Consider the following 22300-nt stretch of genomic DNA (forward strand, 5'->3'; position numbering starts at 1 on the left):
GTGGCTGCATGAAGGTCATCGGACTCGACCTGATCGCCAACGCGGCCGGGGGAGTGGGGCGTGCTGCCCCCTCCCCGCGGGAGCGGCTGGCCGAGGTGGTGGCGAACGCCCGCCTGTTCGAGGAGCTGGGCTTCGACGGGTTCGCCGTCGGCGAGCGGCATCACGCGCCGTTCCTCTCCAGCTCGCCTACGGTGCTGCTCGGTCATCTGGCGGCTGTCACCTCGCGCATCCGGCTGTTCACCGGCGTGACCCTTCTCTCGGTGCTGGACCCCGTGCGGGTGGCGGAGGACTACGCCACGATCGACCACCTCTCGGGCGGAAGACTCGAACTGATCATCGGCAAGGGCAACGGCCCGGAGCAGGCCGAGCTCTTCGGCATCGAGCGCACCGAGGCCTGGGAGACGCTGCGCGAGAACTACTCGCTGCTGCGTCGGCTGTGGTCGTCGCGCTCGGTCGACTGGGACCCGCCCATCGACGCTCCCGGCATCCGACACTCGCCGCTGCGTGGAGCGGACGTGCAGCCCAGGCCGCTGCAGTCGCGCATCCGGATCTGGCACGGGTCGGCGACCTCGCCGGCGTCGGTGGAGCTCGCTGCGCGGGGCGGCGATCCGATCTTCTCCGCGAACGCGATGAACCCCATCGAGCAGTACGCCGCGCTGGTCCGCCGCTACCGCGAGGTGTGGGCCGAGACCGGGCGGGACCCGGCTGACGCTACCGTCGGTGCGGGCCACGTCCTGCACGTGGCCCGCACCTCCCAGCAGGCCAGAGAGGAGTACCGGCCCGCGTACGAGGCATTCGTCGCTGCGGTGTCGAAGGCCGACCATTCCCTTCCCGGCACCCGCACCGACTACGCGGACTACGACGACTATGTCGCGCGTTCGTCCGCCCTGATCGGGAGCCCGCAGGAAGTGCTCGACAAGCTCGCCCGGTATCACGAGGCGTTCGGGCACACCACGATCTCCATCGGCGGCCATCCCGGCCAGCTGAAGCGCACGGCCTGGGTGGACAGCCTGGAACTCTTCCGATCGGACGTGCGCCCGGCGGCGGACGCCATCATCGGCGACCCGGAATGGCCCGTGTCCGATGCCGAGACGAGGGCCGTCGCCGAGGCGGTGCCCGCATGACCCGGCTCACCCGCCTGCACTTCCTCACGCCGGGCAACTACCCCGACGACCGCCCGGCGGAGGGACTGGAGAACACCCTGCGGCTGATCGAGGTGGGCGAGCGCCTGGGCTACGACGGAGCCTGGGTGCGACAGCGCCATCTCGAGCACGGCATCTCGTCGGCCGCGGTCTTCCTCGGCGCCGCGACCCAACGGACCTCGACGATCGAGCTCGGCACCGCCGTCATCCCCATCGGCTACGAGAGCCCGTTCCGGCTCGGCGAAGACCTCGCCACCGCCGACGTGCTCTCGGGAGGCCGGGTCGCGATCGGGCTGAGCGCCGGTACTCCGCCGCACGCGGAGCTCATCGGCGACCGGGTGTTCGACGGGGACTGGCGTGAGTACGACCTCTCGTACGGCCGCATCGAGCGGTTGCTGGCCGACCTTTCCGGCGAGTTCATCGGCGACGAGGACACCGTCATCCACTCGCCGGGCAACGTGCAGCGCCCCCGGCTGCAGCCGCACAGCCCCGGGCTCGACCGTCGCGTCTGGTACGGGGGCGGCAGCAAGGCGTCCATCCGCTGGGCGGCGACGCACGGACTGCACCTGCTGACCGGCAACGTCATCTCGGGCGAGGGCACCGACGACTTCGTGGAGGCCCAGCGCGCGCTGATCGCCCTGCACCGGTCGCTGACCACGCGGCCCGATGACCTGCGGGTGGCGTTCGGACGCGTGCTCCTTCCCACCGACAACGCCGATCGGACGACACGGAAGAAGTATCGGGAGTACGTGCGCGAGCGTGATGCGCGGTTGGGGGTCGCACACGGTCCCCGGCGGACCCTGTTCGCTCCCGACGTGGTCGGGTCTGCGGACGAGATCGCCGAACGGCTGGCGGAGGATGCCGCGTTCGCGGACGTGTCCGAGCTGCGCCTGGAGCTGCCGTACGAATTCGAGGAAGCGGATTACGAGCAGGTGCTGCACGACACCATCGAGCTCATCGCTCCACGGTTCGGCTACGTGTCCGGCAGCGGACGCGCCGAGGCGACGGAGTCTCAGACCGTCGCGTAGAGCGCCGAGAGCTCCTGCCCGAGGAACCGCGCGATCGCTCGCGGACCGGAGGCGGGGGCCACGGCCTCCACGCCGGCGTTGTAGTTCGTGTTGGTGTTCACGTCGTAGGTGACCGCACGCCCGTCGGCCGTCTCGATGAACTCGATTCCGGCGACCTCGATGCCGTGCCGACGGGTGAAGTCGACGTACTGCGCGACCAGGGGATGGTCGAAGTTCTCGCGCAGCCGGAACAGCTGCTGACCGGGCTCCGGCGCGATGGTCGCCCCGGGCGGGGTGAGGAGCGCCCCGGTCTCAGGGTCGATCGCGCAGGCGTCGGCCGGGCATAGCTGATACCCGCCGCGGGCCGTGTCGGCGGAGACCGCGTAGACGAGCTCATGGTCGACGATCTCCACGCGGGTGATGGTCGGTTCGGCGGCGACCAGGAGCTCCTGGAGCAGGGTGATGCCGTCCTCCGGCTCGTCCAGCTCGCCCGCCGCGACGGCCGTGGCGAGTTCGTCGGCCGAGTCGAACCGGCGCACGCTGATGCCCTTGCCGCCCTGGTTGTGCTTGATCACGAACGGGACGGCGAAGTCCTGTGCGGCCGAGGGGAGGTTGTGCGTGCCGATCACCGCGACGGTGCGTGGCGTGTCGATCCCCGCAGCGCGGAGCGCGGTCAGCTGGGCGACCTTGCTCATCTCCAGCTCGATCACGCTGCGCCCGTTGACTGTCCGGCGTCCGTGCGACTCCAGCCACGAGAGCACGCTGCGGGCGTAGTCCTTCGACCGGGTGTGCCCACGGGTATGCGAGGAGGCGCTGATCCGCGACCAGAACACCCCCTCCGGCGGCGCGACGTCGAGGTCGAGCACGCCGTCGACGAGCAGCCACTCGACCAGCGGGACGCCTTCGGCTTCGAAGGCTTCCCGGAACGGTCCGAACCAGTCCGGGTTCTCGTGCAGCGCGTAGACGGCGGGCGCGGTGGTCATGAGAAGTACCCTTCCACATCGATGGGGCCGCCCGCGGCGGCGAAGTCTGCGGCGGCCGCAGCGCGGAGCTCCGGGTCGGTCAGGAAGTCGAGCGCCGTCAGCGCCAGGCCGTGCGCGGCGTCGACGGCCGCCCGGTCCCCGGCCTCTGATGCGGCGTACCGAGCGAATTCCTCCGTGTGCAGAGCGACATCGGGAGGGCTCACCGCGATGACCGGATGGATGCCGGGGATGCGGACGCTGACATTGCCGAAGTCGGTCGAGGCAGCGAGCTCGCTCGGGACGACATCCCGGGTGAGCACGCGTCGTCCGACCTGCTGCTGGTGCACGGCCCAGCGTTCGGTGAGGGGGCGGTTGAACCGGGTCGGCAGCGTGGACGGCTGGGGATCCCACTCCAGTCGGACCCCGGTGCCCGTCGCGAGAGCGACCCCGTCCGAGATCTCGCGCAGTCGTGTGCTCAGCTCCCGCAGCGTGGCTGCTTCGCGCGAGCGGAGGTAGTACTCGAGCGTCGCGCCGGCGGGGACGATGCTCGGGCGGTCGCCGCCGTGGATCACGATGCCGTGGACGCGGTCGCCGGGCGGCAGGTGCTGCCGCAGCTGGGCGACCGCCTGGTAGTGCAGGTTCGCGGCGTCCAATGCGTTCCGGCCCATGAACGGTGTGGCCGAGGCGTGAGCCGCGACGCCGGTGTAGTGAACCCGGAGGATCCGCCGGCCGATGAACGGGTGATCGGCGACGTCGTAGCCGAACGGATGCGCCATGATCGCCGCGTCCAGGCCGTCGAACGCACCGGCCCTGGCCAGCAGCTCCTTGCCGCTGTTGCCCTCCTCGGCCGGAGTGCCCAGCAGGACCACCCGGCCATCGAGCCGGTCGGCGACCGAGGCGACCGCGAGGAAGGCGCCGACCGCGCTCGCCGCGATGATGTTGTGACCGCACCCGTGGCCGATCACCGGGAGGGCGTCGTATTCCGCGAGCACGGCGATCGCAGGTCCGTCGTGACGCCCCGCTTCGGCGTGGACCGCGGTCGGCTGGCCGAAGACGCCGAGCCGCCCCTCCCGCCCCTCGGAGCGGATCGCCTCGACGACGGCGGCGGCCGAGCGGTGCTCCTGGAATGCTTCCTCGGGAGTTGCGAAGATCCGCCGCGACAGGGCGGCGATCGTCCGTGACCGTTCCCGGACCGCCGTCGCCACCGCGGCGGCGAGCTCTGCCGGCGCGCCCCGGTGGGGCGAGGTCAGCGGCTCGGCACGTGCGGCACGTTCGGCCGTCCGGTCGCGCAGCGCATCCAGGTAGGTGCTGCTCGGTTCGGTCGGCCGCGAGAGGTCGCGCAGGTCAGTCACTCCACTCCTGCGCGATCGCCTCGAAGCTCGAGGCTCGGTCCTCGGGATCGTGGGTGATGGTCGTCAGCACGAGTTCATCGGCGCCCGTCGCGCGCTGGAGCGTCGTCAGGCGGGCGACCACCTCGGCAGGCGTTCCCACGAACTGCGTGCGCACCCGGTCGTCGACCAGACGGCGCTCGGCGTCGGTCCAGTCCAGCGCCGCTGCTTCGGCCGGCGACGGGTAGGGGATGGCTCCGAGCCCGCTGCGGATGCTGCGCACCCACGCGGGATAACCCGCCGCGAGCTCGTGCGCGCGGGCGGTCGTGGGCGCTGCGACGACGTCGGCCGACACGATCACGTGGGGTTGCTCGAGGCGTTCGGACGGTGTGAAACTGCGCCGGTACTCGTCGACCGACACGAGCACGCCGGACGGGGCGCTGTGGTAATTGGCGGCGAACGGGAGCCCGAGCCGGCCCGCGAGTCGTGCCGTGAGCGTGCCACTGCCGAACAGCCGCAGTTCCGGTACAGCACCGGCCGGCGTCGTGCCGAGCCCCACGCGTTCCTCTCCCGATCCGACGCCGTCGGCGAGGAGCGCGACGATCGTCTCGACTTGGTCCGCGAAGTCGGCTCCGCCTTCGCCGCGGACGAGCAGCCGGGCCAGGGTCTTGAACTTCGGTGCATCGAAGACCTGCTGGAACGAGAACGGCTCAGGGATCAGCAGTCCCTCCGGCGTCACGGTCTCCGGCGCATGGATCGGTCCGCTCGGACCGCCGCCCGCCAGCCCGGAGCGGCCGACGCCCAGGTCGATCCGCCCGGGGAAGGCCGTGGCGAGCAGGGCGAACTCCTCGGCGACGGTCGCCTCGGTGTGCCGGGGGCTCAGCTGCACGGCGGCCGAGCCGAGCCGGATCCGTTCGGTGACCGAGCCGGCCAGCGCGATGAGTACCGCAGGCGACGAGCCGATGACTCCCGGATTGAAGTGGTGCTCGGCGAACCAGTAGCGGTGGTACCCGGCGGCTTCAGCGCGGCGCACGAGGTCGAGGCTCGCCGACACGGCGCGAGCCGGAGTGCCGCCGCTCGAGACCGGGACCAGATCGAGGATGCCGAGCGGGATCCGGCTCATGACGCCAGCTCCGTCTGCTCTCCTGGTGCGCGGTGGTGCGCGCTGCCCCGCACCCAGGGCTGGTCGCCGAGACCGAGGTTCTCGCGCAGCGTCGGGTGTTCGTACGCGGTGCGGAGCACTCCGCGCTCCTGCAGCAGGGGCACGACACGGTCGACGAACTCGTCGATCCCGTGCGGCACGACCGACCCTGAGAGCACGTACCCGTCCGCGGCACCGGTCTGCACCGCGTCGTCGAGACGCTCGGCGATCTGCGACGGGGTGCCGACGAACTCGTGCCGGGTCGTTTTGGCCACCACGAGCTCCCGGATGCTCCACTCCCGCTCCACGGCCTCGGCATGCCAGGCCCGCGCTGCGGCGAGCGGGTCGTCGACCCGTCGGGCTTGCCCCTGGGTGAGTTGCTCGCCGAGCGATTCAGGAGGCGTCGGCACGGGGCCCTCGGGGTCGTGTCCCGACAGGTCGGAGCCCCACACCTGTTCGAGCAGGTGGATCGCGGTCTGCGGCGTGACCTGGGCGAACTGGGTCTCCCGAGCCCGCTCCTCCGCATCGGCCGGTGTGTCTCCGAGGACGACGCTCACGGCCGGGATGACGAGGATGCCGTCCGGGTCCCTGCCTGCCGCCAGCGCCCGCGCACGGATATCGCTGCGGAACGTGCGCCCGGCCTCCGGTTCGCCATGACGACTGAAGACGACGTCGGCGGTGCCGACGGCGAAATCGCGGCCGTCGCCCGAATCGCCCGCCTGGACCAGCACGGGGTGACCCTGTGGCCCGGGTGCGACCGGGAACCAACCCTCGGTATCGAAAAACTCACCGTCGAATCGATAGTGCTGGGGTGCGTCGCCGTCCCAGCTGTCCCAGAGCGCGCGCGAGAGTTCGACGAACTCGGCTGCGCGCCGATAGCGGTCGGGATAGGCGAGGTAGCCTCCGCGACGGAAGTTCGCCCCGGTGAAGGCATCGGAAGAGGTGACGATGTTCCAGCCCGCCCGTCCGCCCGAGAGGTGGTCGAGGGAGGCGATCCGGCGTGCGAGGTCATAAGGCTCGTTGAAGGTCGCGCTCGCCGTTCCGACCAGTCCGATGTGCTCGGTCACGGCTGCGGCGGCTGCGAGCACGGAGAAGTTGTCCGGCCGGCCCGCGACATCGAGTTCGTGCAGGCGCGCCTTGTGCTCGCGCACCCGGAGTCCCTCCGCGAGGAAGAAGTAGTCGAAGAAGCCGCGCTCGGCCGTGCGCGCGACGTGCTCGAAGGTGGAGAAGTCGATCTGGCTCCCCGCGCCGGGGGCGCCCCAGATCGTCCAGTGGTTGACGCCGGGCACGCCGGCGGCGAGGTGGAGTCGGCGTTTCGTCGGCAGTGGCATGATCATCCTGCTTTCAGGCGGCGTAACGGTTGACGGGGCGGGCAAGACCGAGCCGGTCCCGGAGGCTGCCGGCCGCGGGGGCGGAGGGCAGGAGTCCGCGACGACGGAGCTCGGGGACGAGCTCCTCGGCGATCGCGGGCAGGTCCACGTGCACGGACGCGGGGCGCAGTCGGACTCCCTCGATGCCGTCGGCGCGCAGCGACTCGATCCGATCGGCCAGCTCCGCCGCGGGGCCGGCGACCGTCGCGGCGTCGCTCCGGAACTCCTCGCCGTCGAGGGCGTCCCAGGCGTCCAGCCGGCTGCGCGCGGCCGCCGCGGAGGGTCCCAGCGCGACGACGAGGTCGGCGACGATCCGCAGCGGCTCGATTTCTGTCCGGTCGACGGCCTCGATCGTACGCACCGCGCTGACGATGCGTGCCGCGTCCGCGTCCCCGATCGGGGTGACGAAGACGACGTCCGCGGCGCGTGCGGCCAGCCGGTACGGGATCTCGGCGTGAGCGAGCGCCGTGACCAGCGGCTGGCCCTGAGGCGGCCGCGGCGTGATCGACGGCCCCGAGATGCTGAACGCGCTGCCGTCGAAGCGGACGTGGTGGAGTTTGTCGCGATCGAGGTAGCGTCCCGTCGCCGCATCGCGGATGACGGCATCGTCCTCCCAGCTGTCCCAGAGCCTCCGCACGACGGTGACGAACTCGGCAGCTTCGTCGAAGGCGCGGGCGAGCTCGTCCAGACCTTCGGGGGTGGACAGGAGCTCCGGCCCGAACGCGATCGCCTCGCGTCTGCCGAAGTTCGCGTTCTCACCTGGCCGGGTCGCCTGGACCTTCCAGCCCGCGCGGCCCTCGCTCGTGTAGTCCAGCGTTGCGAGTTGAGTGGACGCGTGGAACGGCTCCGTCTCAAGCACGCTGGTCGTCGGCACCAGTCCGATCCGTTCCGTCCGGCGAGCGACGAAGTTCGCCACCTGCACGGCATCCAGGCGACCGTGCAGCCGCCCGGGACGCTCGGGAGATTGGACGCTGAGCGCATCCTCGAACGTCACGAAGTCGGCGCCGGCCGCCTCCGCCCGCCGCACCTGATCGACCCAGTACTGCGCCCGGAACACCGTCGGCTGCTCGATTCCCGCGTCGCGCCAGGCAGCGGGATGCCAGCCCGCCCCGTCGAGCGCGATCGCGAAGATCAGGTCGTCGCTCATCGTCACTTCCTCTCCACACGTGTGGTTCTCGTCTCGTGCCGGTCAGGTTCGCAGAGGCCTCCGTGCCGGTGAAGGGCGGCCGTCACGAAGCGTCAAGTCCGCAATGGGGCGTAACCGGGACTTGCGCGGCGACGCGGCACCCGGTGGATTCGTCGCATGACCGAAAAACTCGAACCAGCGCTCATCTCCGCCACCGACGCCGCCGTGCGCGTCGAAGGGGGCGCCCGCCTCATCGACGTCCGCAGCGAGAAGGGCCGCTCCGCTGCCGGCGCGCTGCCCGGTGCCGACATCGTCGACCGCGACCGACTCGAGGAGACCTTTGCCGGCGTGTCCAGGGATCAGCCCGTCGTCGTGGTCTGCGGCTCCGTCAACGGTTCCGGCCCCGTGGCCGACTGGCTCGTCGGCAACGGTTTCGTCGACGTGGCGCACGTCGATGGCGGGTTCCCGGCCTGGAAGGACAGCGGCCTCCCGGTCGGCGAGCCCGCGGAGCCGGCCGCCGGTTGACGCAGGGCGATCTCAGGCGTCGCGGAGGATGCGCTCGGTGACGCGCGCGCAGAACCGCAGGGCGTCGACTTCGACGCGTTCGTCGACGGCATGGAAGTGCCCGAACGCGTCGAAGTCGTCGGCCGTGCGCAGCGGCGTGAACCCGTAGCCGGCGATGCCGGCGGCGGCCAGGTGCTTGTTGTCGGTGCTCGCCGGCATCAGGTAGGGCACGACGACGCCGTCCTCGTCCTCCGCCCGGATCGCCTCCGCCATCGTGTCGAGCAGGGATCCGGACGACGGAGACTCGATGGGATGAATCCAGCGGTCCCACTCTGCGGTGATGCCGGGCCCGATGAGCGCCTCCACCTCGCGCCGCAGCGTGCCCTCCTGCCCGGGCAGGACCCGCACGTCGAATTCGGCGCGGGCTTCGCCCGGGATCACGTTGGACTTGTACCCGCCCTGGATGATCGTGGGCGACACCGTGTTGCGCAGAGCCGCTGCGACCAGCGGCCCGGCGGTCCCGAGCCGCTCCGGGTGGGCGTCGATCGTCGGGATGTCGATGTGCTCGCCGAGCAGCTCCGATGCGCGCGCGGCGAACGCCTCCACGGCGCGTGTCGGCACGATCGGGAAGGTGTGCGATCCGATCGCGTCGACCGCCCGGGCGATCCGCGTCACAGCATTGTCCGCGGTCGGCCGCGAACCGTGGCCCGCGGTGCCTCGCGCCGTCAGCACCAGCCGACCGATGCCCTTCTCCGCGGTGGCGACCAGATAGGCGCGATGCTCACCGAGCGGCACCGAGAACCCGCCTACTTCGCTGATCGCCTCAGTGACGCCATGGAACCACCCCGGCCGGTTCTCGAGGAGCCAGCGCACGCCGAACACACCTCCGCCCTCCTCGTCGGCGAAGAATGCGAAGACCAGATCGCGACCGGGACGCGTGCGGGAGCGGGCGAAGTGCCGCGCGATGGCGACGAGCACGCCGGCGTACCCCTTCATGTCCAGCGCCCCGCGGCCGTAGAGGACGTCGTCGTGAACCTCGCCGGCGAAGGGCGGGTGCGTCCAGTCGGAGGCCGAGGCGGGAACGACGTCGAGGTGTGCGTGGACGAGCAGGCCGCCTCGGTCGGAATCGCGGCCGCGTAGCCGGGCGAGGAGGTTGCCGCGGCCGGGAACCGATTCGGCGTACTCGGTCTCGTACCCGGCCTCCTCCAGCAGCGACTGAAGGTAGCGCGCGGCCTGGGCCTCCCCGTCGCCGATCGATTCCGGGGCGCCGGTGTTAACGCTCGGGATCCGGATGAGCTCGCGGGCGAACCGCAGGGCTTCGTCTTCGAGCGTCGAGAACGCGGCCTCGGATTCGGCGGGCAGAGCATCGCGGGTCATGCCGTCCATGCTGGTGGGTCTTCGTTCGTCGCGGAAGCGTCGATGACGTAAGGATGCGTAACCCGACGAGGTCCGGCGTGCGCTGGTGGCGCACCATTGGCTCACCGAACACGAGGAGGAGACGCGATGATCGACACGCATCCGGAGCAGCAGGAGCTCCACGGTGGACGCCCCGGCGACGGTCCTGCGGCGCACCGTTTCCCGGTGGGGCTCACCCCGGACGAGTTCAAGCTCGCCTTCCGCAATCACGCGGCCGGCGTCGCGGTCATCACGGCCGACGCGGGCGAGGGACCGGTCGGACTCACCGCGACGAGCGTGTTCTCGGTCAGCGCCGAGCCGCCGCTGCTGGTGTTCTCGATCTCGGCGCACTCCTCCAGCGCGCCGACCATCCTGAAGGCCGAGCACGTGGTGGTGCACCTGCTGGCCGACGAGCAGCTCGACCTCGCGCAGCTGTGCGCGACCAGTGGAGTGGACCGGTTCGCCGATACGAGCATCTGGACCCGGCTGATCACCGGCGAACCCTACTTCCCGGCGGCGCACTCCTGGATCCGCGGGCGCGTCGTTGACACGATGAGTGCGGGCAAGTCCACGATCGTCGCCGTCCACGCCCTGCAGGCGCAGGTGCCGGAGGCGGAGGCGGCCCCTCTGGTCTACCACAACCGCACCTGGCACCGGCTCGGCGAGGCGTCTCGCCTCGAGGCCTGACACCGACCTCCCGAAACTTGTCAACAAGCGTGACGGACGATTAGAGTCAGCGGGCCGTCTTCGAAAGGACCCGCCACCGATGCCCACCCCCTCCACCGCCCTGTCGACCGGCCACCGCATCGACGAGACGTGGATCCGGCGGTTGCCGAAGGCGGAGACCCATGTGCATCTCGAGGGCAACTTCGAGCTGATCGATCTGCTCGACCTGGCGAAGGCGGCGGGCGAACCGCTGCCCGGTCCCGCTGCCACGCTCTTCGACGTGACCACGCACGACGCCAGCGACGGCACCGGAGACCTCGCCGACTTCCTGCGGTTCCTCGACTGGGAGTGCGGACTGATCCGGACCCCCGAGCAGGCCGCCCGCCACGCGTACACCTTCGCGGCGCGCCAGACCGCTTCGGGCATCGGCTACACCGACGCCATCATCAACCCCACCCACTGGACGGCCTGGTCCGACCGTATCCCCGCGCTCTTCGACGCGCTCGCGGCCGGTCTCGACGAGGCCGAGCAGGACGGACTCGCCGAGGTGCGGCTCTGCTATTCGCTGCTCCGCCAGCAGAGCGCGGCGGAGGCGCGGGAGGTCGTCGAGTGGCTGGCGGCTGCGCGACCGCGGCGTGTCGTCGCGCTCTCGATCGACGGCGACGAGCGCTCGGCCGGGCGGGTGAGCGAGCGGTTCGCCGAGGCGTTCACGGCGGCGAAGGACGCCGGGTTCCGTCGCACGGTGCACGCTGGCGAGTCCAGCGGTCCTGAAGGGGTTTGGGACGCCATCCGGCTGCTGCACGCCGAGCGGATCGACCACGGCGTGCGCGCGGCGGAGGACCCCGAACTGCTCCGGTACCTGGCCGACACGCAGATCCCGCTGGGCGTGTGCCCGCGGTCGAATGTGGTGCTCGGCCTGTACGACGACTGGCGCGACCACCCCCTCGTCGCGCTGCGGGACGCCGGCGTGAACGTGACGATCAACACCGACGACCCCGCTCCGCTCGGCACGACCCTGGAGGCCGACTGGGCGGTCTGCGCCGAGACGTTCGGGCTGACCGAGGACGACCTGATCGGTTTCGCCCGCGCCTCCATCGCGGCGTCCTTCGCCGACGACGCGACCAAACGGGCACTGGAGGCCGCGCTGCCGTCGCCCGCGACGAGCCGCTAGATTCTGAACTTGTGACCGAGAGCCGCCTGCACAACGAACTCCTCCGCGAGGTCCGTGAGGCGGCGGCGGCCAACTCCCCGCTTCCGGGCGAACTGGAGCTGACCTCCCGACTGGGCTGCACGCGCCAGCAGCTGCGCAACGCGTTGGCCGAGCTCGAGCGCCAGGGCATCCTGCGCCGGCGTCAGGGCGCACCCACCACCGTCGACCACGTCGGTCTGCGCATGAGCGTGCGGCTGGAGGACCAGTTCGAGCACACCGTGCTGCTCTCGCGCATGGGATACCAGGCCGGTGTCGAGATCCTCGCCTCGCAGGTGGAGCGGCTCCCCGCGGATGTGGCGGCCCTGCTGGACGTGCCGGAGGGAAGCCCCGCACTGCGCAGCGTCAAACGCTGGCGCGCGGACGGCCAGCCCGCGATGCTCGCCTCGGGCTATCTGCTGCTGCCCGATTTCGAGGAGCGAGAGCTCGACGAGTCCGTGTTCATGGCCGTGACCCAGGTGTGGAACGAGTCGCTGGTCTGGGAGGTCGCCACCCCCGGCGCCGAGGCGCTCGACCCCGAGCGGGCCAGCCTCCTGGAGAGGCCGGTCGGAACCCCCGTCCTGACCTTCGAGCTCATCGGCGTCTCGGTGAGCGGGCGCCGGCTGTTCTACGCGTTCGAGCATCACCTCCCTGAGGTCGTTCGCTACTCCTTCGCCCGGTCGGTTCGCCCGCCGTGGGCCGGGATCTGACCGTCTGAGCGGCCCGGGCCGCGATGCCGTGTGTCGTTGTGTTTCGCGCGGCATGGCCTTCGGGTTGCACGGCTGGGCAAACTTGTCGACAAGTTGCACCGCACTCACATTCCGCGACGTGCACACCCCCCACAACCCGACGAAAGGCGCCCGCCATGAAGCTGCGCTCCCTCATCGCCCCGTTGATCGCCATTCCCGTCGTCGCGGTGCTCGCGGCGTGCTCCTCCGGCGCTTCGGCCGGCGGCGACGCGACCTCCTCCGCCCACGAGCTGAAGGTCGCCGTCGTGCTCGGCGGCCTCGCCAACGACGGCGGCTTCAACCAGTACGCGGCCGACGCCGCGCACGCCCTTGAGAAGAAGGGGGAGATCACGGCTCAGATCCGCGAGTCGGTCACGACCTCCTCCGACGCCGAGGCAGCCTTCCGCCAGTACGCGTCGCAGGGCTACGACCTCATCATCGGCTGGGGCCTCGACTTCGCCAACTCGGTCTTCACCGTCGCCAAGGAGCAGCCGAAGGCGCACTTCGTCGCGACCGGCTCGGCCGACATCCTCAAGAAGGCCACCGCCAACGTCGAGACCTGGACGTACGCGAGCGACCAGCAGGGCTACCTGACCGGCTGGGTCGCGGGCAAGACCGGTCTCTCGCCGGTCGGCGTCGTCGATGGCCAGCTGGCGCCGTTCAACGAGACCACCTACAAGGCGCTGACGCTGGGCCTGAAGGACGCCAACCCGTCGGCGACGGAGCTGAAGCCGATCTTCACCGGCAGCTGGGAGGACCCGGCCCTCGCCAACCAGGCCGCCAAGGCGCAGATCGCGGCGGGCGCCAAGCTGATCGTGACCGGTGCGGAGGGCTACACCCCCGGCGTGCTGTCCGCCGCGAAGGCAGGCGGGATCGCGACCCTCGGTGCGTCGTCCACGTCCTCGTCCGACGCCAAGGCGGTCAACATCGGCCTGGTCAAGCTCGACTTCACCCCGACGCTGGAGGAGGTCGTCGGCCACCTGAAGAAGGGCGACTTCGGCAACCGCTCCTACACCTCCACGATCGCCAACAAGGGCCTGATCTTCGCCGACATCAACCCGGTCGGCGCTGCCCCCGGCCTGCCCAAGGACATCGCGGCCCAGGTCGACGAGCTGGCCAAGAAGCTCGCCAGCGGCGAGCTGAAGGTCCCGTCGGTCGGCTGATCCTCCTGACACACTGCCGATGAGTTCCGATCTCGCGCTCCTGGGCGTCTCCAAATCCTTCGGAGGCGCCCAGGTGCTGCACGCCGTCGACGTGGCGCTCGCGCCCGGCACCGTCCACGCCCTGGTCGGAGAGAACGGCGCGGGCAAATCGACCGCGCTGAAGATCCTGGCGGGGCTGGAACAGCCCACTGCCGGTCGGCTGACCGTGGGCGGCGAGCCCGTCATCTTCGGCAGCCGGCAGGCGGCCATCCGGCACGGGGTCGGACTCGTGGCGCAGCAGCTCAGCCTGATCCCCGAACTCACGCTGGCCGAGAATCTGATCCTCGTGCAGCCCGAGCGCATCGCGCGGCGTGGCCGGGCGGCGCGACTGCTGCGCTCCGCGGCCGAGTCGGCCGGGCTGACGATCGAGCCGGATGTGAGGGTGCGCGACCTGGGGCTCGCACAGCGTCAACTGGGCGAGCTCGCGATCGCGCTGGCCCAGGGCGCGCGCATCCTCCTGCTCGACGAGCCCACGTCCGCACTCGGACCCTTCGAGACCGCCGCTCTCTTCGACCGCGTCCGTGCGCTCGCCGCGGGAGGCTGCTCCGTTCTGCTGATCACTCACCGGTTGGACGAGGTCCGCGAGGTCGCGGACGAGGTCACCGTCCTCTCCCACGGCCGGGTCTCCCTCGCCTCCCGGGTGTCGGAGGTGTCGGACGACCAGCTGGTCCGGGCGATGGTCGGCTCCGTCCCCGATGTCCCGCGACGCGCCCACGACGTCACGGGAGTGGTGCGCCTGGAGTTGCGGGGAGTCTCCGGTTCCGGCGCGGGAGCCCGGATCGACGACATCGACCTGGCCGTGCACAGCGGGGAGGTGGTCGGGGTGCTCGGCGTGGCGGGCAACGGACAGACGGCGCTCGCCGAGGCGGCCGCCGGCGTGCTCTCCGTCGAGACGGGCACCGTCGTCGTCGACGGCGTCCCTGTGACCGGCAGGCCGGATCGCGCCGCGAGCGCGGGCCTCGCCTACGTGCCTGAGGTGCGCGAGGAGGCACTGTTGCCCGATGCGACGCTCACGCGCTCCGCGGTGCTGCGCACCCTCGGCGGCGGCGGCCGGTTCGTCCGCCACGGTCTCGTGGACTGGAAGGCCGCCCGCAGCTTCACCTCCGAGCTGCTGCGTCGTCACGACGTGCGACCACCGAATCCCGAGCTGACCGCCCGCACGCTCTCGGGCGGCAACCAGCAGAAGCTGCTGGTCGGCCGGGAACTGGACGGGGCGCCGGCGGTCGCGGTGCTCCACGGCCCCACTCAGGGCCTGGACCTGCACGCGAGCGCGGTGATCCGCGGCGAGATCCGTGCCGCTGCCGCAGCCGGCGCCGCCGTGCTGCTCGTGAGCGCCGACATCGACGAGATCCGCGACTTGGCCGACCGGATCCTCATCCTCTCGAAGGGTCGCATGGTGGACGCGCTCGCGGCCGACGACTTCGAGAGCGCGCGCGTGGGACGGGCCATGGCCGGCCTCATCGCCGACACCGAGGGAGGCGCATCCCGATGAACTCCGTGCTCGCCTTCGCGCGCCGACGTCGCGGCCTCCTGATCGCCGCCCTGTACGTGATCGCCGGCTTCGCGATCGTGCTCCTGCTGGTCTCGTCCACCGGCGGTGACCTGGGAGTCGCGTTGAACGGCTGGTTCACCGGTGCGTTCGGCGACGGCTACAACTTGACCCAGACTCTTGCGAACGCGACGCCGCTCGCGCTCGTCGCCATCGGGGTCTCCGTGGCGCTGCGTGCGGACGTGATCACGATCGGCGCAGAAGGGCAGGCCATTCTGGGCGCCGTGTTCTCCACAGCGCTGGCCCTGTGGCTCGGCCCGCACGCGAGCCCGGTGCTGGCCCTTCCGCTCGGAGCGCTGGCCGGTGTCGTCGGCGGTGTGCTGTGGGCGCTGCCCGCAGCGGTCGCGAAGATCCGGTGGGGTGTGACCGAGATTCTCTTCACCCTCCTGGCCAACTACCTCGCCGTCGCGCTGCTGACCTATCTGCTGCGGACGGCGCTGCGTGACCCGGCGACGAACGCCAGTCCGCAGAGCCCGCCGCTGCCGGGCCCCTCGCAGCTCCCGATGCTGCCCGTGCCCGGACGCATCCACGTCGGCATCGTCGTCGTCGCTGTGCTGCTCGTCGTCGCCTGGTGGTGGTCGCGCAGCCGCAACGCGTTCGTCCTGGATGTCTACGGCTCACGCCCGCTGCTCGCTGCCAGGCTCGGGCTCACGCCGCGGCGGGCGGTGCTCACCGCCATGATCGTCTCCGGCGCGACGGCCGGGCTGGCCGGGTGGATGCAGGTCGCCGGCGTGACTCAGCGGCTCGAACCCGATGTGTCGGCCGGGATCGGGTTCGCCGGTCTCGCGGTCGCCGTGCTCGGGCGCGGGAATCCGCTCGGCATCGCCATCGCGGCGGTCGTCTACGCCTCCCTCGGCACCGGGGCGGCGGGCGTGCAGATCGCCACAGGGACGGTCCCGACCGCGATCGGGACCGTCACCCAGGGCGTCCTGCTCCTCACAGCGGCCCTGGCACTCGCCGCCGTGAAGCTGAGCGGACGGGAACGCGCGGACGCCGCCGCCGCGAAGGCGGAGGTGGCGTCATGAGCCCGGTGGACTTCTGGACGGTCGTCCTCGCCGGTGCGCTGGCACTCTGCGCGCCGATCGTGATCGCCGGGCTGGGTGAGATCTTCCTCGAACGCACCGGCGGCTTCAACGTCGGAATCGAAGGGATGATGCTGGTCGGGGCGGTCTTCGGCGTGCTCGGCTCGCACCTCGGCGGCGTCTGGGTCGGAGTGCTCGCCGGCATCATCGCCGGGCTGGTGCTCGGCCTGCTCGTCGGTGCGGCCTCCGCTCTGGCCAAGGCCGACATCATCATCGTCGGAATCGCGATCGGCCTGCTCGGCTCGGGCCTCAGCGTGTTCCTCTACCAGGTGCTCAACCCGGCGGGCCACACCAACCAGACGGTGCAGACGCAGCCTCCGCTGCACCTCCCTCTCATCGAGGCCATCCCGATCGTCGGGCCGGGCCTGGCCGGAGCCGGCGTCTTCTTCTACCTCTCCGTTCTGCTCGTCGTCGTGTCATGGCTCGTGCTCGACCACACCCGTTTCGGTCTGCGGCTCCGGGCGGTCGGCGACGACGAGGCCGTCGCACGCACGCGCGGCATCTCTCCCGCGGCGTTCCGGATCGTCGCCGCCGTCATCGCCGGCGGGTTCGCGGGCCTGGCCGGTGCCACGGTCCCGCTCGCCGAGATCGGCACCTTCTCGCCGGGGATGACCGGAGGGACCGGCTTCATCGCCCTCGCCGTGGTCATCATCGGCCGGCGCACACCGATCGGTCTCATCGCGGGCGCCCTGCTGTTCTCCTTCTTCAACAGCCTGGCGCTGCTCGCCCAGACGCAGAGCCTCGGCCTGCCCGTCGAGCTGTTCCAGGCACTGCCCTACCTCGCGACGCTCTTCGTGCTGTGCGTCGTCTCGCGCCGCGTCTACCGGCGCACCCGTGCGCGACGCTCCGTCGGCCGCCCCGTGCGCTCCGCCCGCTCAGAATCTGTCAGCCCCGAACCCGAAGGAGTCCGATGACCGCCCCGACCAGCCTCCACGACCTGCCCGCCGCCGAACGCGACCTTCTGGACCGCATCGCCGGTCTCGCCGAGGGATTCGCAGCCGAGGCCGGCGGCTTCGACGAGCGCGCCGAGATCGCGGTCGGCAACCTCGCCGCCCTGCACGAGGCGGGGCTGGACGCGGCCGTGCTCCCTGCTCACCTCGGCGGCACCGGGCTGAGCTATCAGGCGTTCGGCGAAGCGGTGCGCATCCTCGCCGCCGCCGACCCGTCGACCGCGACGATCGTCACCATGCACTCGGGAGCCGCCGTCGGCCTGGCCGAGCTCACCCGCGAGCGGCAGGGCAGCTTCTTCGCCGACGAGCTGCTCGCCGGCAAACGATTCGCCAATGCCCTCTCCGAGCCGACCAGCGGCAACCGCTTCCTCAACCCGCAGCAGGAGGCCAGGCGCGCCGAGGGGGGCTGGCTGCTCGACGGCACCAAGCGCTTCGTCTCCGGCAGCGAGATCGCCGACTACCTGCTCGTCAACGCGCTCGTCGACGGCGAGCCGACCTTCTTCGCCGTCATCCCGGACGAGACGGTGACGATCATCCCGATCTGGGACACCCTCGGCCTGCGCGCCACCCGCAGCCAGCTGCTGTCGTTCAGCGACACCCTGCTGCGCGAGGAGTTCCGCGGGCGCTCGCCGCGACCGGGCGATTTCGCTGCAGTGCCGGCCGGCCTCCCTGCCATCTCGCTCGGAATCGCGGATGCGGCGCTGGCGTCGCTCGTCGACCACGCGCGAGGCCGCGCGATCCTGGGCAAGCCGCTCTCGCACCAGCAGTGGATCCAGCACGAGGTGGCCGACGCGCAGTCGCGGCTGGAGGCGGTGCACGCGTTCTTCCAGCGCACACTCGCCGAGGCCGACGCCGGCCGGCCGGAGTTCTTCAGCAACCTGTCGCGCGCGAAGTACCTCGCCAACAAGGTCGCGGTCGACGTCGCCCAGCTCGGCGTGCGCGTGGGCGGTGCCTCCGGCTATCTCAAGCAGTCGCCCATCCAGCGCCACCTCCGCAATGCGCAGGCCGGCCAGCTGATGGCGTACTCGACCGAGGTGCTCGCCACCGAGATCGGCAAAGAGGTGCTGGGCGTCGTGGAGACCGTCGAGAACGAGGAGGTGGCCTGACCATGGCCGATCGGCAGCGGATGATCTTCAACGCGTTCAACATCTTCTCGGTGTCGCACCACGACCAGGGGATGTGGGCGTGGCCCGGCAGCGAGCAGCTGCGCTACAACGACGTCCACTACTGGGCGGATGTCGCGAAGCTGCTGGAGCGCGGCCGCTTCGACACTCTGTTCTTCGCCGACGTGCTCGCGCCGTACGAGGCCTTCGAGGGCTCGCGCGAGCGGGCGGTCTACAGCGGGATGCAGTTCCCGATCAACGACCCGGGCGAGCTCATCCCGGCCCTGGCGTACGCCACCGAGAACCTCGGCTTCGTGCTGACGCAGAACATCCTGCAGGAGCCGCCGTACGCGTTCGCCCGCAAGATGTCGACGCTCGACCACCTGACCCGCGGCCGGATCGCCTGGAACATCGTCACCACATTCCTCCCGGGAGCCGGGCGCAACCTGGGCTTCGGCGGCCTCCCGGAGCACGAGGACCGCTACGCGCGCGCCGACGACTACATCGACGTCGTCTACAAGCTGTGGGAAGCCAGCTGGGAGGACGACGCGGTCGTGCGCGACAAGCGCCTCCAGCAGTACTCGGACCCGGCGAAGATCCACGAGATCAACCACGTCGGCCCGTTCTACGACGTCGTCGGGCCGCACCTGACCGAGCCGTCGCCGCAGCGCACGCCGTTCCTCATCCAGGCCGGGGTGTCGCCGCGCGGCCGTGACTTCGCCGGCCGCAATGCCGAAGGACTGTTCATCAACGCGCTGAGCCCGCAGGAGGCGGAGCCGGTCGTGAACGACGTGCGCGCGGCCGCCGTGCGCCACGGGCGCAGGGCTTCGGACGTCAAGCTGTTCGGCATCCTGGGCTTCGTGGTGGGCAGCACCGAAGAGGAGGCCCGCCGGCTCCACGAGGAGATCACGGACTTCCAGAGCATCGACGCCAACCTCGCCAAGCAGAGCGTCTTCCTCGGCTACGACTTCAGTCAGCTCGACCCGAAGGAGCCGATCGGCGAGATCGCCAAGCGCCCGGAAGGACAGGAAGGCATCGTCGGCAAGCTCATCGCGATGTCCCCGAACCCGCAGTACACCATCGGCGAACTCGTGCGCTGGTTCGGCAACCTCCGCGTCGTCGGCACCCCCGAGCAGATCGCCGACCACGTGGAGGCGTGGGACGACGCCGGCGTGGACGGGATGAACGTCCAGTACGTCGTCTCACCCGGCTCGTTCGAGGACTTCGTCGACCACGTCACTCCCGTGCTGCAGCAGCGCGGACTGATGCAGTCGGAGTACCGCGAGGGCACGCTGCGAGAGAAGATCTTCGGCAACGGACCCTTCCTCCCCGACGAGCATCGAGCCAGAGGCTTCCGGCGGGCGGCGTTCGGGCGATAGCCACCCGACGACGATGTTTCCGTCACTGTGCAATGATGTGGACTCCGCCACGGGACAAGGAGCGCTCGAATGACCATCGACCACCGCGTTCGAACGACGGGACGTCCGCTGTCGGTGCTCCGACCCGTGCTGGGGACGGCCGCAGCAGGAGCTGCCGGCGCACTCGTCGTGGTGGCCTTCTCGCCGTTCAGCGCGGCCACGGCCGCGTTCTCGCCGCCGCTGTACGCGCTGATCGCCGGTGCGTACAGCGTCGTGCCGTTCCTCGCCCGTCGCCTTCTCGGCTACGCCTGGGCGGCGACGGCGGTCGGGATCGTGGCGGCCGTGTTCGCCGCTCCGTTCAGCCCGATCGGCTTGCTCATCGTCGTGCTGTTCGTCGGGGCGGGAGCCGCGTACGATTCCGTGCTCTGGTGCGTCGCCAGGGGGAGCGCCGATCGGAGTGCGCCGCCGTGGGCGTATGTCGTCGCCGCGCTCGTCTCCGCCCTCGTGCTCTTTCTCGTGTCCTATCCCGTGCTGTCGCCGGCCCACCGGGTCCCGCTCATCCTCGCGGCGACCTTCGCAGGCCGAGCCGTCGGACAACTGGCGGCGGCCGGGGCAGCTGCTGCCATCGGTCGGCTGCTGCGTCGGCCCACTGGCCGCCAGTGAAGCGGCACCGCGCGCCGATCCGGTAGCGTGAAGCCACCGCACCGATTTCCGGCGACGTGGGCTGCCCAGCCGACGCCACGGGCCGGTGCGTGTCCGGGCGACACATCCGGGACGACCCTCGCCGAGTCGGGGGCGTCGTCGTCCGGTCGATGATGTCTCGCATTCGACCCGGAGGCCCACGTGAGTGATCGTTATGACGATCTCCATGACGAAGTCGGTTCACCCTCGGGCTTGCCTCCCGAGAGTCCGGACGATGCCGAACAGGTGGCGTCCGCGCTGTCGGCGATGATCTCCCGCGGGGATCTGGAGTCGGCGAACGCACTCGTGCGCCGGCACTGGTTCGAGCTGCTTCGATCCCACGGCGACGCGCTGAGGCAGGCGCTGGACACCATCCCTGCTGCTGCGCTCCGCGATCACCCGCTCCTGTCGATAATGCTCGGCGTCTGCTACAACGGCGTTCCGCACAAGCGGGTCAGGGCGCTGCGCTACTTCGCCACCGCGGTGCGCGCGGCACGTTCCGGCCGGGTGGCTCTCGACCCGGTGGACCGCGCACTGATCCTCGTCAGCGAGAGCGCCGTCTATCGGTTGATCGGTCGCCCGGCGATGGGCGTCGGGCCCGCACGCTCGGCCATCCGGATCCTCGACGCGATGAGCGCAGCCGAGCTCGAATCGGTCAGCTCGCTTCCCCGGGTCTACTCGCAGGCCGGTGTCAGCCTCTACTACGGGGGCGACCTGAACGGAGCCCTCTCGGCGTTCGAGTCGGGCCTGGCCGAATCGACGGCCAGACGATCCTCCGAAGGATTCAGCAACCTGGCGATGCTCGCGGGCATCCACGCCCTGCGAGGCGAACTGCACCAAGCGCGGGTCTACCTCGACCTCGCGCGCTCCTCCGAGTGGTCCGACGACCAACGGTCGATGTACACGGGCACCTTCTATCGCGTCGCAGAAGCGATCTCGTCGCTGGAGGAGTTCGACCCGACAACGGCGCGCGCCCACCTCGCCGCGATGGTCAACGATCCGCGCACGATCGAGCACTGGCTCACGATCGCCACGACCGAAGCCCTGACCGCGCTGCTCTCCGGGAGGCCCGGTGACGGACTCTCGCGACTGGACGCGGTCGTGGCGTCGCGGAGCGAGGGACGGTCACCGACCGCACGAGCTCGCCTCGCGCCGACCCGTGCGCTGCTCCAACTGGGGCTCGGCGCGCACGACGCCGCCGGGAGCATCCTGCTCCGCGACGCGACGCCAGGGGCCGACCGTCACGTCGCGCAGGCGCGGGTCGAGCTCGCCGCAGGCCGCAGCGGCGCAGCGCTCCGGGAGCTGCGGAGGGTCGCCGGCAGCGACCTCCCACCCCGGGTCGTGGCGGAAGCGCGGACGATCGAGGCCGCAGCCCTGCTCCGACTCCCTTCCAGCATTCGGGCGGACGGGGTGCTGGAGCACCTCGGTTCGCTGCTCGAGCACACCGGTCTGCGGATGCCGCTGGCGCTCATCCCTCCCGCCGACTTCGAACGGGTCCACGCAGCCCTGGTGGAACACGGGTTCGGCCGCGTGCTCGAGGGACGCGACATCCGCTCGGTCCTCGCCGACACGACCCCGGAAACGATCCTCAGCGAACGCGAGCAGGTCGTGCTCGCGGCCCTGATGCGGCACAGCTCGCCGACCGGCATCGCGTCGGAGCTGGTCGTCTCGGTGAACACCGTCAAGACGCAGTTGCGCAGCATCTACCGCAAGCTCGGTGTCTCGAGCAGGGACGAGGCGATCGCGGTGGCCATCGATCGGCACCTCGTGGCGGAGGACGACAGCTGAGCCGGCCTGCTGAGGGCTAACCCCGGTGAGGG

General features: G+C 70.9%; 20 protein-coding genes. 14 read left to right on the forward strand and 6 right to left on the reverse strand.

All coding sequences use genetic code 11. The annotated features are described in order from the left end of the window. The first annotated feature begins 8 nt into the window (after positions 1-8). A complete protein-coding gene (locus JNB50_RS10955) occupies positions 9-1124 on the forward strand; it encodes an LLM class flavin-dependent oxidoreductase (RefSeq protein WP_208040171.1) in 1116 nt (371 codons plus the stop codon). Beyond that, on the forward strand, positions 1121-2170 hold the full coding sequence (locus tag JNB50_RS10960) for an LLM class flavin-dependent oxidoreductase (protein WP_208040172.1): 1050 nt from the start codon (positions 1121-1123) through the stop codon (positions 2168-2170). Before JNB50_RS10955 ends, JNB50_RS10960 begins: the two co-directional genes overlap by 4 nt. Here JNB50_RS10960 and JNB50_RS10965 read toward each other — a convergent pair. Genes JNB50_RS10965 through JNB50_RS10985 form a run of 5 tightly spaced genes read right to left on the reverse strand, consistent with a single transcriptional unit; the run spans position 2155 to position 8097 of the window. Next, a complete protein-coding gene (locus JNB50_RS10965) occupies positions 2155-3132 on the reverse strand; it encodes a RimK family alpha-L-glutamate ligase (protein WP_208040173.1) in 978 nt (325 codons plus the stop codon). The two genes, JNB50_RS10960 and JNB50_RS10965, sit on opposite strands and share 16 nt — an antisense overlap. Further along, positions 3129-4463, reverse strand: coding sequence for a M20 family metallopeptidase (locus JNB50_RS10970; protein WP_208040174.1), 1335 nt, complete (start codon positions 4461-4463; stop codon positions 3129-3131). The genes JNB50_RS10965 and JNB50_RS10970 overlap by 4 nt, the downstream gene beginning before the upstream one ends. Beyond that, entirely contained in the window at positions 4456-5562 is a 1107-nt protein-coding gene (locus tag JNB50_RS10975; RefSeq protein ID WP_208040175.1) for an LLM class flavin-dependent oxidoreductase, read from the reverse strand. Before JNB50_RS10975 ends, JNB50_RS10970 begins: the two co-directional genes overlap by 8 nt. Beyond that, complete coding sequence (locus JNB50_RS10980) at positions 5559-6911, reverse strand: NtaA/DmoA family FMN-dependent monooxygenase (protein ID WP_208040176.1); 1353 nt, start codon at positions 6909-6911, stop codon at positions 5559-5561. Before JNB50_RS10980 ends, JNB50_RS10975 begins: the two co-directional genes overlap by 4 nt. Positions 6912-6924: 13 nt before the next feature. Next, positions 6925-8097, reverse strand: a complete 1173-nt coding sequence (locus JNB50_RS10985) for an LLM class flavin-dependent oxidoreductase (RefSeq protein ID WP_208040177.1) — start codon at positions 8095-8097, stop codon at positions 6925-6927. A gap of 156 nt (positions 8098-8253) precedes the next feature. On the opposite strand from JNB50_RS10985, the gene JNB50_RS10990 reads away from it, so the two are divergent. Next, a complete protein-coding gene (locus JNB50_RS10990) occupies positions 8254-8601 on the forward strand; it encodes a rhodanese-like domain-containing protein (RefSeq protein ID WP_208040178.1) in 348 nt (115 codons plus the stop codon). Positions 8602-8613: 12 nt separating this feature from the next. Here the strand turns inward: JNB50_RS10990 and JNB50_RS10995 are convergent, their stop codons facing one another. After that, positions 8614-9957 carry a M20/M25/M40 family metallo-hydrolase gene (locus JNB50_RS10995; protein ID WP_208040179.1) on the reverse strand — a complete coding sequence of 448 codons (1344 nt, stop codon included), beginning with the start codon at positions 9955-9957 and terminating at the stop codon, positions 8614-8616. A 126-nt stretch (positions 9958-10083) separates the two neighbouring features. On the opposite strand from JNB50_RS10995, the gene JNB50_RS11000 reads away from it, so the two are divergent. The 11 genes from JNB50_RS11000 to JNB50_RS25750 all read left to right on the forward strand — a co-directional run bounded on the left by JNB50_RS11000 (position 10084) and on the right by JNB50_RS25750 (position 22268). Further along, positions 10084-10662, forward strand: a complete 579-nt coding sequence (locus tag JNB50_RS11000) for a flavin reductase family protein (protein WP_208040180.1) — start codon at positions 10084-10086, stop codon at positions 10660-10662. A gap of 79 nt (positions 10663-10741) precedes the next feature. Further along, on the forward strand, positions 10742-11812 hold the full coding sequence (add, locus tag JNB50_RS11005; RefSeq protein ID WP_208040181.1) for an adenosine deaminase: 1071 nt from the start codon (positions 10742-10744) through the stop codon (positions 11810-11812). An 11-nt stretch (positions 11813-11823) separates the two neighbouring features. Beyond that, the gene (locus JNB50_RS11010; RefSeq protein WP_208040182.1) at positions 11824-12537 is read left to right on the forward strand and encodes a GntR family transcriptional regulator; all 714 of its coding nucleotides are present in this window, start codon (positions 11824-11826) and stop codon (positions 12535-12537) included. A gap of 155 nt (positions 12538-12692) precedes the next feature. Continuing rightward, a complete protein-coding gene (locus JNB50_RS11015) occupies positions 12693-13718 on the forward strand; it encodes a BMP family ABC transporter substrate-binding protein (protein WP_208040183.1) in 1026 nt (341 codons plus the stop codon). Between the two features lie 19 nt (positions 13719-13737). After that, positions 13738-15249, forward strand: a complete 1512-nt coding sequence (locus tag JNB50_RS11020) for an ABC transporter ATP-binding protein (protein ID WP_208040184.1) — start codon at positions 13738-13740, stop codon at positions 15247-15249. Next, positions 15246-16331 carry an ABC transporter permease gene (locus JNB50_RS11025; RefSeq protein WP_208040185.1) on the forward strand — a complete coding sequence of 362 codons (1086 nt, stop codon included), beginning with the start codon at positions 15246-15248 and terminating at the stop codon, positions 16329-16331. Before JNB50_RS11020 ends, JNB50_RS11025 begins: the two co-directional genes overlap by 4 nt. Then, positions 16328-17302: an ABC transporter permease gene (locus JNB50_RS11030; RefSeq protein ID WP_208040186.1), complete on the forward strand. Its 975-nt coding sequence runs from the start codon at positions 16328-16330 to the stop codon at positions 17300-17302. Before JNB50_RS11025 ends, JNB50_RS11030 begins: the two co-directional genes overlap by 4 nt. Beyond that, positions 17299-18444 (forward strand): acyl-CoA dehydrogenase family protein, encoded by a 1146-nt coding sequence (locus tag JNB50_RS11035; protein ID WP_208040187.1) that lies wholly within the window; start codon positions 17299-17301, stop codon positions 18442-18444. Before JNB50_RS11030 ends, JNB50_RS11035 begins: the two co-directional genes overlap by 4 nt. 2 nt (positions 18445-18446) lie before the next feature. Beyond that, complete coding sequence (locus JNB50_RS11040; protein ID WP_208040188.1) at positions 18447-19820, forward strand: LLM class flavin-dependent oxidoreductase; 1374 nt, start codon at positions 18447-18449, stop codon at positions 19818-19820. Positions 19821-19889: 69 nt separating this feature from the next. Beyond that, positions 19890-20462, forward strand: coding sequence for a hypothetical protein (locus tag JNB50_RS11045; protein ID WP_208040189.1), 573 nt, complete (start codon positions 19890-19892; stop codon positions 20460-20462). A 180-nt stretch (positions 20463-20642) separates the two neighbouring features. Continuing rightward, complete coding sequence (locus JNB50_RS25750) at positions 20643-22268, forward strand: LuxR family transcriptional regulator (protein ID WP_208040190.1); 1626 nt, start codon at positions 20643-20645, stop codon at positions 22266-22268. Positions 22269-22300 lie beyond the last annotated feature (32 nt).

The organism is Leifsonia sp. TF02-11, assembly GCF_017565305.1.
Lineage (GTDB): Bacteria > Actinomycetota > Actinomycetes > Actinomycetales > Microbacteriaceae > Leifsonia.